The organism is Pseudomonas sp. KT_2_4, from assembly GCF_041410225.1.
GTDB classification, from domain to species: domain Bacteria; phylum Pseudomonadota; class Gammaproteobacteria; order Pseudomonadales; family Pseudomonadaceae; genus Aquipseudomonas; species Aquipseudomonas paracarnis.
Genome location: NZ_CP166962.1, coordinates 1,602,853 through 1,617,354 on the forward strand (window position 1 = coordinate 1,602,853; position 14,502 = coordinate 1,617,354).

Below are 14,502 nucleotides of genomic sequence, written 5' to 3' on the forward strand. Positions count from 1 at the left end.
CTGGGGGGTTTACCAGCTGAAGTCCTTGGCCTTGGCCTGGTCGATCAGGGTGATGTCCACCGGCACGCTGGCCGGTACTTGGGCGCCCCACTTCTTGGCCAGGGCAATGCCCAGGGCGAGGCGGATCTGGTCACGGGGGTATTGGGCCGAGGTGGCGATGAAATGGCTGCCGGGTTTCTGGATCGCCTTGATCGCTTCCGGCGCACCGTCGACGCTGACCAGCTTCACGTCCATACCGCTGGCTTCGATGGCCGACAGCGCGCCGAGGGAGCCATTGTCATTCACGCTGAAAATGCCCTTGAGGGTAGGCTGGGCCTGCAACATGTTTTCGGTGACGGTCAGGGCCTGATCGCGTTCCTGTTTGCCGTTCTGGATGCTGACAATCTTGATGTCCGGGTGCTTGGCCACCGCCTCTTTGCAGCCGCGCACACGCTCGAGGATCGGCACCACGGCGATGCCGTCAAGGATAGCGATATTGCCTTTGTCACCGATGGTTTTAGCCAGGTACTCACAGGCCTGGAAACCAGCGTCGAAGTTCTTCGAGCCCACGAACGAATCCAACGGGCCATCTGCCTGGGCATCCACCGCCACCACTACGACGCCGGCAGCATGGGCCGACTTGACGGCCGATTGCACGCCGACGGAGTCAGTGGGGTTGATCAACAGGATGTCGATGCCCTTTTGCAGCATGTCTTCGACATCACTGACCTGCTTGGACACGTCGTGGCGGGCGTCAGTGATGATCAACTTGGCACCGATGGTCGCGCCGGCTTCTTCCAGGGCGTTTTTCATGGTGACGAAATAGGGGTTGTTGATTTCCTGGAACGAGGCGCCGATGCGGATGGGCTTGGCGGCGTCGGCAAACGCGGGGGTCGCGCTGCCCAGGGTGATGCTGGCAGCCAGTAAACACAGGGTTTTTGGGAGCATTTTCATGGCGTGGGTCTCTGTTTTGTTTTTATTTTTAGAGCAAATGTTATCGTTAACATTTTGCCAGAAGCTAACAATTAATTCAGACCTGTGCAAGTCTCCACTGGTCGGCCTCGGGCAAAAATATGTGAGCTGGCTTGCCTGCGATAGCGCAGTGTCAGTCTACTGATCTGGCCCTGATACACCGCCATCGCAGGCAAGCCAGCTCCCACAGGGCGATGAGGTGGTCAGTAAAAACTCGCACATCCGCTTACGCTAACTAAGCTCAGCCTCAAATAAAAACACAGCGAGCAGCCGGCCATGCCCCACCCGACCGAGACTTTCCGCGACCGTTACCGCGCAAGCGTCAACCCGCGTTACAACCCCTGGCTGCACGCCGCATTCGTGCTTGGCTACGGCATCGCCTGCATCACGCTGGCCTGGTCCTCCACCGCCGATATCACCGCCCTCCAGTGGCTGACCGTGCCCTTGAGCCTGCTGTTTTTCAACCTGTGTATCTATCTCGTGCACCGCCACCTGGGCCATCACAAACATGCATTCGCCCGGCTGTTCTACGCACGCCACACTGGCGACCACCACAGCTTCTTCACCCCTGATCACATGACTTACGACAGCCCCCGGGACTGGCGCGTCATCCTGTTTCCAGCCTGGCTGATCGTGCTGCACAGCCTGGCCATCACCCTCCCCGCCTGGTGGCTGCTCAGCCAACTGAGCCCCAACGTTGCCGGGTTGTTTGCAGGCTGCATGATCCTTGGCTACCTACTCTACGAAGTGTTCCATGCCTGCGAACACCTGCCTGCCGAACACCCGGTGGCACGCCTACCGTGGATTCGCCAGATGCATCGCCTGCACGCCTTGCATCACCGTCGTGAGCTGATGCAGGGACGTAACTTCAACATCGTGCTGCCGTTGATGGACTATCTATTTGGCACTTTGCATTGGGAACCCGCGGTAAAAAAAAGGGGCAGTCCAACTGGACTGCCCCCCGCTTCACACACATAGATCAATCAGCGCACGATAGTCTGGCTGCAGATGTGGCCGAGGCTGACGTATTGGACGGTATTGCCACCCACGCCCACACCAGGGAACTCCCTGAGCTCGATGCGCCAGCCGCCCTCGTTGAACCAGGTTTCCCAGTTGTAGGTCTGGCCTGAGGCGCTGTCCGGGTAGCGCACTTTGTAGTCCCCAGAGCAGGTGCCCAGCGCGACATTCCCCGAGGCCGCGCCGGTGATGCCAGTCTTGGCCTCATAGTCGACCCAGTTGTAAGTGGCGCCAAAATGCTTGTCGACCCGCAGTACAGGAGTGACGCCACGCAGGGGCTCGCCAGTGCTGTCTGACCACTGGGTGCTCCAGCTCAGATTGCGAGCCGCCTGGGTGGCCAGTTGGAAGATCGAGCTGGGAATCCGCACCACGTTATCGCCGTTCACATTGTGCTGGTTCAGGCGTGGCGCCGAGCCGAGGGTCAGCTTGTATTGAGCCTGAGGGTTCAATGCCACCGCCGGGTTGGCCCGCACGCGCACCTTGACCGTGTAGCCCGGCGTCAGGTTGGGATAGGTAGAAGTAGAGCCCTGCGGGACTTCCACCCACTGGGTGCCATCGAACCGTTCGAAGATCCACTGGTTACGCGTGCCCGCACCGTCATCGCCCAGGAACATGCCCACACCTTGGCCACGCAACGAGACGAAGGAGAAGTAATCCACGTCATTGACGCTGTCGAGGTTACCGGTCACCTGGTTCAAGGCATCCGGCAGCGCGAACGCGGTTTGCTCAGTGTCGTTGGGCTCGTAGGCATCAATATTGCTGTCCACTGCCACACCGAAACTGAACTGCGAGTTGCTCGCGGCATTGGCCACCATGAACCAGTAGTAGTCACCGGCCGGCAACACGCCGTTGAGGTATTCATCGGCACTGCCGGGGTTATCCGAGGTGCCCAACGGCGTCAGGTTGCCTTGGCCGTCGTCATGGAACAGCGTCAACGACATATCCGTGCCGGCACTCTGGTTCAGCAGCTGCACCTGGATTCGCGCGTTTTTCGGCAGGTTGAAGTGGTAAGCGATTTGCGCGCCGGTCTCCACACCGGTGAGAGTGTAAAGCGTGTTGATATCCAAGGTGGGAAACAACGGCGTGAAGGCTGCAACCGCGGCCTGTTTCATGTGCGCCGAGTCAGGTTTTTCCAACTGGCCAACCGGGGAGTCGATCGCCACATTACCGACGGCTGCCTTGCTTTTTTTGACGACGTTGGACTGCCCGGTCTTGGCGGCATTGAGCTTTTGCTTGAGCTCGCCCGAGACGCTGGCCTTTTCCAGCGTACCGCCAGGTTTCAACGCTTTGTCCACGGCCTGCTTGACCGCCTGCGCGCTGAGTTTTGCCGGGGTTTGCTCGGCCAGGGCAAAGGCCGAAACGAAGCAAGAGGCCGCCATGGCCGCGCCCAGAATGAAGGCTTTTTTCGATTTCATTTTTTATCCATCCATAGTTAAAAAATTGACGCTCAGGTAACCGGTGACATCCGGTCACCTGGGATGGACTGTAGGACAAGACTGTATGCATGTACAGTATTTTTTAAAAAATCTGTGGGAGTATTACCCGTCGAGTCGTAGGGAAAAATTAACTCAGCTGTAGCCTCCTAGTAGCCCGTCATCTCCAAATACCCCACCCCACCCTCAAACCGCACCGGCCCTTCCCAGTACGGAATACCCAGGTCCATCCACGCCTTCGGGTTGACGGCCTCGGTGGTGATATCCAGCTGTTTACCGGGAATTTTCAGCGACCAGCGTGTGGGAATGTTGCGCCCGTCGATGGCCGTAGTGGTCAGCGGTGTGAGTTGGATATCGTTGTTGTGCAAGGTCTGGGTGTGGCCCTGGGCGTCGATCCAGGTGCCGGTGAGGTAACCGTCGCTGTCTTTCTGCCGCACGCGAAACAGCATCAGTTGCGCGCCGCGGTCCAGGTGCAGGGAGAACCAGTCCCAGCCGGTCTGGCTGGCGGCCAGGGGTTGGCTGCTCCACTCGCGGTCGAGCCAGGCTGGGCCGCTGACCTGGTAGGTATGGCCGTCGAGGCTGACGCTGCCGTTGGCAGTGAAAAACGGCTGGCTGTAGTAGTACGACGCCTGGCCCTGGTCGGATTTGCGGCTGTAGCCATGGTCGCCTTGCAGCACCAGCGGGCGGCTGGAGGTCAGGTGCAGATCGTAGGCAAATTGCGCGCCACTGGCCTTGAGTTGCATGTCGGCCAAGGGGCTGGCGGTGCCGGGGCGGCTGGCGAAGTTCCAGTCGTCGATCCAGGCGTTAAATGGCTCTGCCTGAGCCCCAGCCTGGCCGACGCCACCCCGAGCCAGGCGTTCGGCGGCGTAGTGCCGGGTGGCCGAGGTGACGGCGGCGTGGCCGAGCCACACGGTTGAATCGCGCCAGCCCGGTTGGACGGGACCGGCCTTCAATGCGTTGCGAAACAGCGTCCATTGCACGCCGAAGACATTGCCCTGGGCATCCTTGAGGTTGGCCGTGACGTACCACCATTCGATACGAAAGCCGTCATGGGGCCCGTGGTCCTCGGGAAAACTGAAGACTTTGCCGGGCACCACCTGGGCAAAGTCCGCGGCATCGCTGCCCAGCCCGGCGAAACTGTCCTCGGGTGCGGGCGCCTGGTCGCAGCCGCTCAGCAGTAACCAGGCGATGCACGCCAATGCCTTAATCTTCATGGGCGAACGTCCTCAACAAATCCGCCGGGCGGCTGCGGTACAGCTGCCAGAGGGGCCAGGCCGACGCGAGCAAGGTGGCAAGCATCGCCAGCCCCAGCAATTGCGCAAGCTGCCCGGGGAATACTTGCAACGGCAGGCGCCAGCCGAAGGCCTGCACGTTGATCACCGCATCCAGGCACCACGCCAGCAACAGCCCCAGCGGCAACGCCAGGATCAATGTGAGTACCGCCAGCAGCCAGGTCTGGCCGAGGTTGAGCAGCATCAATTGTCGGCGCGTCACGCCCAGCGCCCACAACGGCGCGAGTTGGCCGAGGCGGCTTTGGCTCTGGGTCAGCAAGCTGATGAACAATGCCACGCCGGCGACGCCAAGGGTCAGGCTGTTCAACGCCGCGGTGGCGGCGAAGGTGCGTTCGAAGACTTGGCTGGACCACCCTTTGAGTTGCTGTTGATCGACGATGCGGCTGTCTTCCAGGGCGAACTCACGCTGCACTTCACGGATCAGCGGCGGCACGTCAGCGGGCGCCACCCGCAGGTTGAAGCGCGCCGGTGAGAGCGTCGGCCAATGCGCCAACAGATGCTCGGCATTGACCAGCAGATGGCCCTTGGGGTTGCCGTAGTCGGCATAGATGCCGACGATCTTCGGCGCCCAGGTGCCCTGCGGAGTGGGGATGGACACCGTGTCGCCCAGTTGCACCTTCAGGCGTCGCGCCAGTTGTTCGCTGAGCATCAGGCTGTCGTCTTGCAGCAAGCGGTCCCAGGGCGCGTCCACCGCCTCCAGCAGCGGCCAGTGTTGACGATAAGTGGGGTTGTCGACCACGCCGAACACCTCCGCGGGCCAGCCTTGCAGTTGCACCGCCACCTGCCAGGCGGGCAATACGGCCTGCACCAGGGGCTGACGGGTCAACCACGTTTTCAGTTGCTCGGCCTGCTGCGGATTTTGCGGGTTGAGGTACAGCTCGGCGGTGAGACGCTGCTCCAGCCAATGGGTGAAGGTCTGGCGAAAGCCCGAGGTCATGGAGCCGGCGCCGATATTCGCCGCCAGGGCCAACAGCAACGCCATCAGCGCCAGGCTCAAGGCCGGCAGTTGTTGGCGGCAATCGGCCAGGAACCACTGGCCCAGCACCGAGCGGCTGCGCCCCAGCACCGCTTTCAATAACCCGTTGAGCAGCACCGGCAACGCCAACGCCGCGCCCAACAGCAAGGCCGCCATCAGCACAAACCCGGCGGCCAGGCTATCGCCCAGCCACAGTGCCAGCAACGCGATCAGCAAGGCGGCGGATGCCACCCAGCCCTGGCGCCGCAGCCAGCGCCCATGGGCTTGATGCCAGGCTTGGGCGTTGGCCAGCGCGAGTAACGGCAAACGCGCTGCGCGCCACAGGCTGCTGGCTCCGGCGAGCAACGCGCCGAGCAGGCTCACGCCCAGGCCGGCCAGCCACCACCAGGGGCTCAAGTTCAATTGGCCGGCGACTTCGGCGCCGTACAGGCCGCGCAAACTGGCGGCGACATCCGGCAGCAACAGGCTGGCCAGCAGGTAGCCGCTGGCGATACCGAGCACACCGCTCAACACCGCCAAAGCGCCCAATTCGACGCCCAGGCTCAGGATCAGCATGCGTGCGCTGACTCCACAAGCGCGCAAGGTTCGCAGCAGGCCACGGCGCTGTTCCAGGGCCAGGCCGATGGCCGCATGCACGATAAACAACCCCACCACAAAGGATAAAAAACCCACCGCATCCAGGTTCAGGTGAAAGCTTTCGGTGAGGCGTGACAGGTTGCTGTCCTCGCCCTGCTTGAGTTGCAACACGGCGGGTGGCGTGGGGTGGCGGGCGGCGAAGGTGTTGTCCAACAGTAGGCGCGACAGGCGCCCAGGCATGTTGAGCAGGGGTTGGGCAAAGCCGATATCGGTCAGCAACAGGCCGGGCGCCATATCCGCTTGCACCTGCAACGGTGGCAGGCGTTGCCCGGTGGACGTCAGCGGCTGCTCGCCCGCCTGCAACCCCAGCGCCTCTAACGTTTGCGCAGCGACCCAGGTACGCCCCGGCGGCTCGAAAAACGCCAGCATCTGCGCCTGGCTCAAGCGTTGCCCCGCCACGCTGCCGCTGCCGGGCAACGACACAGGGTCGATGCCCATCAATTGCAGACGCTGTTGCTCATGTCCCTTGAGCACCACCCGCCCCTGCACCACCGGGGATACCGGCCAGCCGGCGCGGCGCAGCTCGGCAAACAGTGCCTGGGGGAAACTGGCGGCGTCCGGCGCAACCAGGCTGGCTTGGGGTTCGCCACCGATCAATTGGCTGGCGCGTGCGTAGCTGTCCCGCGCCTGGCTGTTGAGGGCCTGCACGCCGGTCAGTAGCGCGGTGGCCAGCCACAAGCCGGTGAGCACGCTGAAAAATTGCACCGGATGGCGCCGCCAGTGGCTCAGCAATGCGCGTAGCGTCCAGTAAAACAGCGCCATTTCAGCGCGCGTCCATTGGCACGACACGGCCACGGTGCAGCACCACTTGCCGGTCAAGCCGTGCGGCCAGGCGCGGGCTGTGGGTGACCATCAGCAGGCTGGTGGGGCTGTCCCGCAGCAGGTCCAACAGCAGTTGCAGCACTTCATCGCTGGTGGCTTCGTCGAGGTTGCCGGTGGGCTCATCGGCCAGCAACAAACCCGGTCGCGAGGCCAGCGCCCGCCCGACGGCAACCCGTTGCTGCTGGCCACCGGAGAGTTGCTCGGGGTAACGCCGGAGCAAGTCGCCCAGTCCCAGGCGCTCCACTAATTGCGCTTGCCAGTACGGGTCGAAACGCCCCGCCAGCCGCGCCTGGAACGCCAGGTTGTCTTCCACGCGCAAGCTGCCGATGAGGTTGAACTGCTGGAAGACCAGACCGATTTGCGTGCGGCGCCAATGGGCCAGTTGCCCTTCGTTGAGTTGGTCGAGGCGCTGCTCGCCGATGCGGATGCTGCCGGCGTCCACTCGGTCCAGCCCGGCCACCAGGTGCAGCAAGGTGCTTTTGCCACTGCCCGATTCGCCCATCAGCGCCAGGCTGCTGCGCTCACCCAGGTGCAGGTCGACGCCGGCCAGGACGGTCAGCGGGCCTTGCGGGGTCGCGTAGTTTTTAACAACACCTTGCACCTGCAACATAAGAACGCTCATCTGAAGGACCAGCAACGAGAATAACGGCTGACGCTCCTGCCCACGCAAATTTTTCACATGGATTTCACCGTCTGCCCATCCACCGAACTTTAAAGTGCCCGCCAACTCGTGGTGACTCACAACTTATTAGTTAATCCAAGTGACACTCCTAACATGCAAGTGTTCAGCAAAAAGACAGCGGCGCTGTGACAGTCTCCTGCCTCACCAAGGGCAACTGCCCAATCGTGCAGCCTTTTTATAAACACAATAAACAGTGCCGAGGATGAACCGCGTGGCAGACATGATCCTGGCCAACCCCCAACCCAAAAGGTCAAGGTTAAAACGCCTGAGAAAATACCGCCTGCACCTGCTTGGCATCAGCGTCACCGCCTTGTTGTTGACGGGCTTTTTATTCTGGCCCAGCTCGCCCCTGGACCTGGGCGTGGGCAATCGCCTGCTGACCTCCGGGGTGCTCGCCAGTTGGCGCGAGGGTGAGCTGGTGGTGCTGGTGCGCCATGAGGAGCGCTGCGACCGCTCTGCCAACCCCTGCTTCGGCCCTGCCGATGGCCTGACCATCAACGGTACTGAACGCGCCGTCGAACTGGGCAAAGCCTTTGATTCATTGGGCATGGCCCTGACCGACGTACTCAGCAGCCCCACCACGCGAACCGCCCAGACGTCACTGTTCATGTTCGGCAAGACCGAACTGTCCCCCGGCCCGCTGGCCATCTGCGGCGACGCCATGGGCGATGAAATCCTCGGCCACAAACAGCCGGGACGCAACCTGATGCTGATCACCCACAGCGCCTGCATGAGCGACTTCCAGACCAGCCTGGGCTTCCCTCACGCAGCCGCTGCAGAGTACGGCAGCGCACTGTTCGTCAAGGTGCTGCCCAACGGCACCTTCAAGGCCATGGGCACCATGAACAGCGAAGAGTGGACCGCCGCACTCAAACAACTTTAATTACACTTGTTTACATATTAAGCCACAACGTGTTCAGCAAAACGACAGCCCTGTTCTGGCATGTTTAGTCGCGTCTGTTAGTTATGTTTTCCTACAACTACTTAGTGACCCTTACGATGCTTCACCCTATTAAGTTAATACCGCCATTGCCCGTACTTGAACGTTATGGAGCGATGTGCGCATGCCCCGCGTAAACCCTCTGGCCTGGCTATTGCTGGGCGTTGCCGTGTTCATCTTGTTGCCCCTGGGCTTTCACGGTTTATGGACGCCAGACGAAACCCGCTACGCCCAGGTCAGCCAGGAAATGCTGATGAGCGGCAACTGGGTGGCGCCGCACTTCATGGGCGTGCGTTATTTCGAGAAGCCCGCCGCCGGCTATTGGCTCATCGCCCTCGGCCAGACGGTGTTCGGTGAAAACCTGTTCGGTGTGCGCATCGCCTCGGTCCTGAGCACAGTCCTGAGCGTGGTGCTGGCCTACCTGCTCGCCCGGCGCGTGTGGAATGACCCGCGCAAGAGCTTTGCCTGCGCGCTGCTCTACCTGAGTTTTGGCCTGGTAGCCGGGCAAGCCGGGTATGCCAACCTCGACCCGCAATTCACCCTGTGGGTGAACCTGAGCCTGGTGGCGTTGTGGTTTGCCCTGGACTGCCGCACGCCACGCGAACGCCTCTGTGCCTGGGCGGTGTTGGGGGTGGCCTGCGCCATGGGGTTCATGACCAAGGGCTTCCTGGCCTGGCTGTTGCCGGTCTTGATCGCCGTACCCTACCTCGTCTGGCAGCGGCGCGTCGGCGAGTTGATGCGCTACGGGCCGTTGGCGGTGCTGGTCGCCGTGCTCGTATGCCTGCCCTGGGCCCTGGCCATCCACTTGCGCGAACCGGATTACTGGCATTTCTTTTTCTGGCATGAGCACATCCGCCGCTTTGCCGCCGACGATGCACAGCATGCACGGCCGCTGTGGTTCTTCCTGCCGATCATGGTGGTGGCGTGCCTGCCGTGGGCTGCCTTGTTACCCGGCACCCTGCTAAAAACCTGGCAGGAAAAGCGCCAGCCGGTGATTGCCTTTCTCGCCCTGTGGCTGTTGCTGCCCCTGGGCTTTTTCAGCCTGAGCAAAGGCAAATTGCCGACCTACATCATGCCGTGCCTGTTGCCCCTGGCCTTGTTGATGGGCCACGGTTTGATCGACCTGATCAAGCAAGGCAAGGCGCGCACGCTAGTCATCAACGGCGCGCTCAATTTCGTGCTTGGCATGACGGCCATGGTGGCGCTGATCTACCTGCAAATCACCCGCCCGCTGTACAGCAATAGCCATGCGGAGATGTTCAACCTGTCCCTGACGTTTATCGTGCTGCTGGGCTGGATCCTCGCCAACCTGTTGCAAGCGGTGCGCCCGCTGACGTTGTGGGCGATGCCTGCCCTGGGCATTGGTTTGCTGGTGGCATTGCTACCGGCGGGCATGCCGGCCCTGATCGAAGATAACGAAATGCCCGACCAGTTCTTGCTGGAACATCTGGACGAACTGCAACCTACCCGTGCTTTGCTGAGCAATGACCTGGGCCTGGCATCGGCCTTGACCTGGCGCCTGCGCCGGCCCGATGTGGCGTTTTATAACACCCAGGGCGAGCTGCGCTATGGCTTGAACTACCAAGACGCGGCACAGCGCAAGGTCACGCCGGACAGTGTCCAGGCCTGGTTGGCCGAGGCCCGCCAACACGGGTCGGTCGGCGTGCTGATGCAGGTCAAGAGCACCAGCGAACACCGTGAAGAAGGGCAGTTGCCGCCCGGCGGCAAACGCTATCGCAAGGGCAACCTGGTACTGACGATTTACTCCCAACAACCTTGAATGCAGCGCCTGCCACGGGGAACATCCCATGAGTTTCTGGAAAACCGAACGCGGCGCTCTGGTGTTACTGCTGGGTACCTCGGCCTTGCTGCTCTTGCTGGGCCTGGGCAGCCGCGACCTGTGGGGGCCGGAAACGCGCTGGGCGAATATCGCCTTGCAGATGCTGCAAAGCGGTGACTACTTCGACCCGTATCTCAAAGGCACGCCGTATTACGACAAACCCCTGCCCTCCTATTGGCTGATTACCGGGTTTGCCCACCTGCTGGGCGGCCTCGGCCCCTGGTCGCTGCGCCTGTCATCGGTGGTTGCCGCATGGTTGAGCATCTGGCTGGTGTACCTGATCGGTGAACGCCTGTTTCGCAGAGGCACCGGGCTGATCGCCGGGTGGATGCTCGCCACCACCTTCTATTTCCTGTTCTGGGCTCGCGTGGCCACCGCCGATGTACTCACCGTGTGTGGCGTACTGGCAGCGGTGTGGTGGTATTGGCGTGGGCCGGATGACACGCGGCTGGGGCGCTACACGGTGTTTTTCCTGTTGCTGGCCGCCACCTCGCTGTTCAAGGGTTTGATCGGTGTGGTGCTGCCGGCGCTGATGCTGTTGCCACACTTGCTCAGCGAACACCGCTACAAACGCCACCTCAACCTGCGCCTGGTGCTGGCCCTGCTCATCGCCGGCGTGGTGTATGCGATTCCCTTTGTACTGTCCCACCGCTACGGCGCCCCCACTTACGGCGAGAGCGGCCTGGAGCTGGTGTTCCGCGAAAACGTGGTGCGTTTCTTCGACCCCTTCGACCATATGGGGCCGATCTACACCTACCTGATTTACCTGCCGGTCTACACCCTGCCCTGGGCACCCTGCTGGATACTTGGCCTGTGGCTGGCCGTGCGCAACTGGCGCAGAGCGCCGCCCAACGTACGCTGGCTGGTGTGGGGCCTGGGCCTGTTGTTTGTATTCTTCACCGCCAGCGGCAGCCGCCGCAGCTACTACGTGTTGCCGCTGGTACCCTTTGCCCAACTGCTCGCCGCCTGGTGGCTGAGTGAACGCCTGCGCAAAAAACCGATGAGCTGGCCGCGCTGGCAAACAGGCTTTGGCCTCAGCGCAGGCCTGCTCTTGCTGGTGCTGGGCGTGATCTACCCTTGGACAAATGGCAACGGCGGCGTTACCCGCTTCGCCGCCGACCTGCAAGCCCAGGCGGAGAAAAGCGCGCCCTGGAACCAATGGCAACTGGTGCTGGTAGAGGTCGACAACAAGCTGCCCATGTACCTGCAAAACCACGGTAAACCTTTCTACTACGTCAGCGAAAGCCAGGACTTCCCGCGCCAGGGCAACAGCGTCGCGTTCATGGCCTGGTTGGAAAAAACCAGCGGCCAGGGGTTTGATCCGCAACGCACGATTATCGTCACGCAGTATTCCAAGGACGAGCCGACGCCGTTGGCGTTCCTGGGGGTGAATCATCAGGTGGTGACGACCCAGCCGGATAATGGGGAGCGGTTGTTCAGGGCGCGTGAGGGAGGGAGTGTGGCGTTTGTTCCGGGGATACGCTGAGGCACTGTGCTTGCTGGCCTTTTGTCATGATTTGTAAAGGGCCAGCAAGCCGTGTCCCTTTAAATTGCAGGACGTTTCCGAGACAATCTCCGCCGCCTTGTGCCGGTTGGAATCGGTGGCTAGTCTGCGGTCCATCACTGCTCATCAGTGATCGGGTTTAGTCGCTCGTATCTTCCAACACGGCATGGTCTCCATGAGTTTTATGGTGGCTGTGCGTAGGGCGCCTTCGGGTGCGCCGGATGTTTCGTGTTGGGCCGGTCGACTAACCTGCGTACAGCCGCCACCCTCGTTTAGTCGCGACGGGTGTCGTCTCCTAATCCAACGCGGAGCTACACCATGAATAAAGTCCTACCCGATCCACCCCTCGATCCTGCAAAAGACCGTGCCGCCTTTAACCGCGCCATCGACCATTACCTGCCCAGCCAGGGTTTCCACAACGTCAACGACGATCTGAGTGTTGAAGATGCCTTGCTCTACACCGCCAGCTTGCTCGACAGCGCTTCGGCAACGGCGCTTGATTGCGGCGAGCTGCTAGATAGCCCAGGGCGGGCGAAGATTCTGGCGGTGTGGCATTTGTTGGAGATTGCCAAGACGACGGTAGATCGCTCTATTGAATGCGTGAAGCCTTTGAAGCCAACCACTTAAAATGTAAAAGCGGGTTTGGCCCCATTTTGTAGGAGCGAGCTTGCTCGCGAAAAACTCACAGGCGCCGCGTTTATTCAGGAGGTGCGCGTTATCGTTGAGGTTCTTCGCGGGCAAGCCAGCTCCCACATGGGTTCGCAGGGCATCAGTCGAATCAATATCGGCTGTCAGGCCGTCACGGGATCAAGCTCCCTCGCCATAGTTACCGGTCAGTCTCAACTGATAAGCGTCAGGCTTGCCCGCTATGGTGATATCTCCATCGAGGACCACTATCGCGGAGAAACCCGTTCCCCTCTCGCAAGCATTCAGACACCGCTACCAGCATCTCAAGTTCTGGGCAGGCTCGCCGCGTGAATAAATGCCTCATCCAAAGTATTGCCGCCATACCTGCTCAAAAAGCCCTCGGCATTGGAAAAATGATTAAAGCGTTGTTGGCTCAGCATGTAAAAGTCATCGCAGTGAGTGACGATCTCATCGATGTTATGCGAAGACACGAGTATTGCCACACCTTCCGCCGCTGCTCCCTCCAAACAACGCCAAATGTGGTAACGGAACTCCGGGTCAACGCCTGCGGTGGGCTCATCCAAAATCACAAGGTCTGCGTTAACGGACAATAACGACAAGGTGAAAAACCAGCGCTTTTCACCATAGCTGCAAAGGGATGATTTCTTCTTCCAGATTTCGCAATAGCGTTCAGCAATACCAGGGCTCCACTTTTCAATTTTTTCCAAAGCGTGCCGCTGGGTAACGCGCGTATCGGAGCAAAAAAGCATCATCATGTTAAAAACATCGAACATTCGAAATACTGGAGGCGTTGCGATGATCTGTGACAGGTAAAGTAGCTTGGAAAATGAATGTTGCACTTCACCGCCATTCAATTTCTTCAGGCCACAGATTACGTCAAAAAACGTAGTTTTTCCGGAACCATTAGGCCCCAACAAGCCTGTCATTGTGCCGGCCTCGACTTCCAATGAGGCACTCTTGAATAAAATATGCTGACCGTACCTAACGTCCAGTGCATCCACGATTAGCCGTTTCATCAGTACCGACTCCAAACGGGGTTGATGAGTAAAAATCGGAACACAAACCACCCTGTGACAATGATCATTCCTAAAATCGACGCTACCAACGTAGCGGACCCGGTTACCCCCACCAACATCAGGCGATTGGCCCACCCCATCGGATTAAAAAGACCGATTAAGTTAAATAGTGAATACGAGGTGCTAAGGCTACCGATACCCAGCGCCAACATAGAGACTGATAATATGGAGAAAAGAGTATTAGTATTTTGAAAGCCTATGGGCACCAGCGTCAACAATAAGGATGGCGTAGAGAAAAGCAAAAAACACATGTAGAAACGACCAACAATAACCAACCACTCTTCCAGGGCCATCAAACCAAAATAGCCCCGCGTCAGCACATAAAACACCGAGCAATAAATAACCGACATAAATGAGTACGCTAAAAACTGCCCAGCGAGAAAGGTGATCTTGGTACGTTTTGCATACACAAAAGAACGCAAAAAACCACTTTCTCTTCGCCCCACTATATAAAACGCCAAACCAAAAAGTGCCACGCTTGAAGAGATGAAAGCGTAAAACCATGAAGTGGCAGATGCGTAGTCACGTAAAGTTTCTCTGCCAGAGTACCCGGCGTAACTAATCAAGTAGAAGGTTACCACAGGGGATATTACGACCCATAACAGGGCGACCGGCTCTTTCAACTGTTCCTTGATAAAAAGCTTCGCCAGCAAGAAAGGTTTAAATAATGGGTAAATACGCATAG

Annotated in this window: 12 protein-coding genes; 5 read left to right on the forward strand and 7 right to left on the reverse strand. The window is 59.9% G+C overall.

Going from position 1 to position 14,502, the window contains the following annotated elements; translation table 11 throughout:
* Nucleotides 1-9 precede the first annotated feature (9 nt).
* Nucleotides 10-933 carry a substrate-binding domain-containing protein gene (locus AB9N64_RS07070; protein ID WP_014719049.1) on the reverse strand — a complete coding sequence of 308 codons (924 nt, stop codon included), beginning with the start codon at nt 931-933 and terminating at the stop codon, nt 10-12.
* A 294-nt stretch (nt 934-1,227) separates the two neighbouring features.
* On the opposite strand from AB9N64_RS07070, the gene AB9N64_RS07075 reads away from it, so the two are divergent.
* The gene (locus AB9N64_RS07075) at nt 1,228-1,929 is read left to right on the forward strand and encodes a sterol desaturase family protein (protein WP_038450634.1); all 702 of its coding nucleotides are present in this window, start codon (nt 1,228-1,230) and stop codon (nt 1,927-1,929) included.
* A 5-nt stretch (nt 1,930-1,934) separates the two neighbouring features.
* Here the strand turns inward: AB9N64_RS07075 and AB9N64_RS07080 are convergent, their stop codons facing one another.
* The 4 genes from AB9N64_RS07080 to AB9N64_RS07095 all read right to left on the reverse strand — a co-directional run bounded on the left by AB9N64_RS07080 (nt 1,935) and on the right by AB9N64_RS07095 (nt 7,737).
* A complete protein-coding gene (locus AB9N64_RS07080; RefSeq protein WP_020301315.1) occupies nt 1,935-3,383 on the reverse strand; it encodes a hypothetical protein in 1,449 nt (482 codons plus the stop codon).
* Between the two features lie 167 nt (nt 3,384-3,550).
* Nucleotides 3,551-4,615: a lipocalin-like domain-containing protein gene (locus tag AB9N64_RS07085; RefSeq protein ID WP_371360083.1), complete on the reverse strand. Its 1,065-nt coding sequence runs from the start codon at nt 4,613-4,615 to the stop codon at nt 3,551-3,553.
* Nucleotides 4,605-7,067 carry an ABC transporter permease gene (locus tag AB9N64_RS07090; RefSeq protein WP_371360084.1) on the reverse strand — a complete coding sequence of 821 codons (2,463 nt, stop codon included), beginning with the start codon at nt 7,065-7,067 and terminating at the stop codon, nt 4,605-4,607. Before AB9N64_RS07090 ends, AB9N64_RS07085 begins: the two co-directional genes overlap by 11 nt.
* Nucleotide 7,068: 1 nt before the next feature.
* Nucleotides 7,069-7,737, reverse strand: a complete 669-nt coding sequence (locus tag AB9N64_RS07095) for an ABC transporter ATP-binding protein (RefSeq protein WP_014719054.1) — start codon at nt 7,735-7,737, stop codon at nt 7,069-7,071.
* Nucleotides 7,738-8,011: 274 nt separating this feature from the next.
* Here AB9N64_RS07095 and AB9N64_RS07100 point away from each other — a divergent pair, with 274 nt between their 5' ends.
* The 4 genes from AB9N64_RS07100 (at nt 8,012) to AB9N64_RS07115 (ending at nt 12,720) form a co-directional block, all read left to right on the forward strand.
* The gene (locus AB9N64_RS07100) at nt 8,012-8,692 is read left to right on the forward strand and encodes a histidine phosphatase family protein (protein ID WP_019821204.1); all 681 of its coding nucleotides are present in this window, start codon (nt 8,012-8,014) and stop codon (nt 8,690-8,692) included.
* 181 nt (nt 8,693-8,873) lie between these two features.
* Nucleotides 8,874-10,529 (forward strand): lipid IV(A) 4-amino-4-deoxy-L-arabinosyltransferase, encoded by a 1,656-nt coding sequence (gene arnT, locus AB9N64_RS07105; RefSeq protein ID WP_371360085.1) that lies wholly within the window; start codon nt 8,874-8,876, stop codon nt 10,527-10,529.
* A 28-nt stretch (nt 10,530-10,557) separates the two neighbouring features.
* The gene (locus AB9N64_RS07110; RefSeq protein WP_371360086.1) at nt 10,558-12,075 is read left to right on the forward strand and encodes an ArnT family glycosyltransferase; all 1,518 of its coding nucleotides are present in this window, start codon (nt 10,558-10,560) and stop codon (nt 12,073-12,075) included.
* A 336-nt stretch (nt 12,076-12,411) separates the two neighbouring features.
* Nucleotides 12,412-12,720, forward strand: a complete 309-nt coding sequence (locus AB9N64_RS07115) for a DUF6124 family protein (RefSeq protein WP_371360087.1) — start codon at nt 12,412-12,414, stop codon at nt 12,718-12,720.
* Between the two features lie 323 nt (nt 12,721-13,043).
* Here the strand turns inward: AB9N64_RS07115 and AB9N64_RS07120 are convergent, their stop codons facing one another.
* Nucleotides 13,044-13,757 (reverse strand): AAA family ATPase, encoded by a 714-nt coding sequence (locus AB9N64_RS07120; protein WP_289328794.1) that lies wholly within the window; start codon nt 13,755-13,757, stop codon nt 13,044-13,046.
* Entirely contained in the window at nt 13,757-14,500 is a 744-nt protein-coding gene (locus AB9N64_RS07125) for an ABC transporter permease (protein ID WP_072433839.1), read from the reverse strand. The genes AB9N64_RS07120 and AB9N64_RS07125 overlap by 1 nt, the downstream gene beginning before the upstream one ends.
* Nucleotides 14,501-14,502 lie beyond the last annotated feature (2 nt).